Source organism: Urinicoccus massiliensis, from assembly GCF_900120405.1.
GTDB classification, from domain to species: domain Bacteria; phylum Bacillota; class Clostridia; order Tissierellales; family Peptoniphilaceae; genus Urinicoccus; species Urinicoccus massiliensis.
The window spans coordinates 1-2,472 of the sequence record NZ_LT635485.1 but is presented as its reverse complement, the minus strand read 5'-3'; the positions used below and the strand labels follow the sequence as shown (position 1 = coordinate 2,472).

The 2,472-nt window shown below is 36.0% G+C and carries 2 protein-coding genes; both read right to left on the bottom strand.

Annotated features, from left to right (window positions below; translation table 11 throughout):
- Positions 1 to 75: 75 nt before the first annotated feature.
- Positions 76 to 1,689: an ABC transporter permease gene (locus tag BQ7400_RS00085; protein ID WP_025194366.1), complete on the bottom strand. Its 1,614-nt coding sequence runs from the start codon at positions 1,687 to 1,689 to the stop codon at positions 76 to 78.
- 25 nt (positions 1,690 to 1,714) lie between these two features.
- Positions 1,715 to 2,472, bottom strand: a 758-nt coding sequence (locus tag BQ7400_RS00080) for an ABC transporter ATP-binding protein (RefSeq protein ID WP_072469053.1), incomplete at its 5' end; no start/stop codon positions are given.

The following is a 2,472-nucleotide window of genomic DNA, read 5'->3' as shown; positions in this document are numbered from 1 at the left end:
TTTCATCGACTAATGTTAAAACCTACAACACAAGAATTTAAATCATTAGATTACACTATTTACTATTCAATCAATTTAAGCTCCTTCATTCATATCCCTTCTACTATACCCCAAGAAACCTATTACTATTAAAGCAATGCTAATTATAGTAACTGTAAGAAAAACTGATGCTTCAAAATCATCCATTGGCATTTGAGGCATCCAACTTTGTATAGCAGTATTTAAAAACCATTCCGGGAGGTCTATTAAGCCGCTAAAATAATTTAATAAAAAAGAGAATGTAAGATAAATATACACTATTTTACCTAGTTTCGGTGCCCATCCAAGAGCTAACGCTGCCAGACCTATAAAGAATAAAACAGTAGGGAAAAGGTTAAAGCCAGCAGCAAAAAAGTCAACTATATCCATCTCTCCGCTATTCCCCATCGCAGAGATAGCAGTACCTCCAAGACTACCTGCTGCTAATAAAACTCCTAATAATCCGCTTAATATCGATAACCCTATACTAGTCCAATATAATTGACTGCGGGTTACTTTTGTTGCATAAATCTGACTTAAGTGTAATCGTCTTTCTTCAGAAAAGAGTTTATTTACAATCGCAATTGGTAGAATGGAAACTAAACCAATCAAAACCATCATAACTGTGCCTGTGAATGATTCTTCAATAGAAAATCCTGTATGAGAAAACATTTGTTTCATCATTTCATTACTTTCTAGGAATGTCTGCATATCTCCATAAATCGAACCATAGGCAGCACCCATAACAACATATGCGATTAACCAACTAATAATGACACCTTTATTAATATTTATAAATAATCCTCGGACGGACAGCAAAGACTGCTTTGCACTTTCACGCCCTTCTCTTTGCGGTAAATATCCAGCCCCCATATCGCGGCCACCTTCAAGTGAAAAAGCTATGAACACCACTATTATACTGAAAATTAAAGCAAAAATAAGTGGAAACCAATTATTATCTGTAAAAGGAAAAGTTAAATATGTCCAGCCCAAAGGATTCATCATAGATAAGTCAACATTGGAGACATCTGTTCCAGCACGAACAATGTATAGTAAGCCTACAATTCCTAATGATGATCCTGTTGCAGCCGATGACGTGGGCATAATTTGTGCCATTATTAGAGCAATCCCAGCACCAATAATCCCTGCCATTCCAATTGATGCCCCGTATAACACGGAACCAAAAATAGAAATCGTATCGGCACCGAAACTTATCATTACTACTGCAATAAAAAGTGCTAGTATACCATTGATAAAGACTATCTCTGCTATTGCTGCAAGAGAATTTGCCTGACGACCTATTTGAAAGGAACGCAGTAGCTCAGTAAGGCCAAGATCTTCTTCTTTACGAGTATGACCTATCACGTGTAAAATAGACATTATCATCGCAAACAAACCACAAAACAACAACATTTCATGTGCATACATTGCTCCTAAGGTATAATCAGCTCCTGTTTCAACTGGGGTCGGCCCTACCATAGATATCATTGCAGGGTTTTGCAAAGTTTCGAACATGCCGACTAAACCTTGCCCTTTTGCTATTTCTTTGAAAGCTGGAACAAATCCAGCCGAAAACATGCCAAGTCCCAATACCCATATAATAATTTTTTTCCAATCTCGTTTTAAATACTGTAAAAACAATATGTTCCAACGAGCAAATTTTTCTTTCATAATAATTTTTCCACCTTCCCACGGTTTAGCTTTCATAATGACGCATAAACAAATCTTCAAGTGTTGGCGGTATAGATTCAAACCTTGTGACACCTAATTTGCTAGCTTCAATTAAAATACTATTGAGATATTGATTATCGACAGAGAATGTTGCTTGGCTATCATTTTGAACAAAATCATGTACTCCATCTACAAAAGCCATTTTTGATACGTCTCCACTTGTCACTAAAGTGACAGTAGACCTAGTTAAATGTCGTAATTCATCAAGGGTTCCAGTTTCAACAATTTCACCTTGGCGTATAATTACAACCTTATCTGTTAATCGTTCTACCTCACTTAAAATATGGGAGGACAATAAAATAGCTTTACCAGATGCTTTAATTTTTTTAACTTCTTCTTGGAAAACTTGTTCCATTAGAGGATCAAGGCCAGATGTTGGTTCATCAAAAATATATAAATCAGAATCAACAGATAATGCTGCAATCAATCCAACTTTTTGACGATTTCCTTTTGAATATCCTTTGGCTTTTTTCTTAGGGTCTAATTCAAAACGTTTAATTAAATAATCGCGCTTTTCTTTATCTCCACTACCATGTAATTTAATGAAGAGATCGATAATTTCTCCTCCCGTTAAAGATTCCCAAAGGGCAACATCTCCAGGGACATAAGAAATTCGCTTATGAATTTCAAGGCTATCCTTCCAAACATCCTTACCGAATATCTCGGCAATACCAGCATCACGTTTTATAATTCCTAATAGGGCACGAATAGTTGTAGATTTCC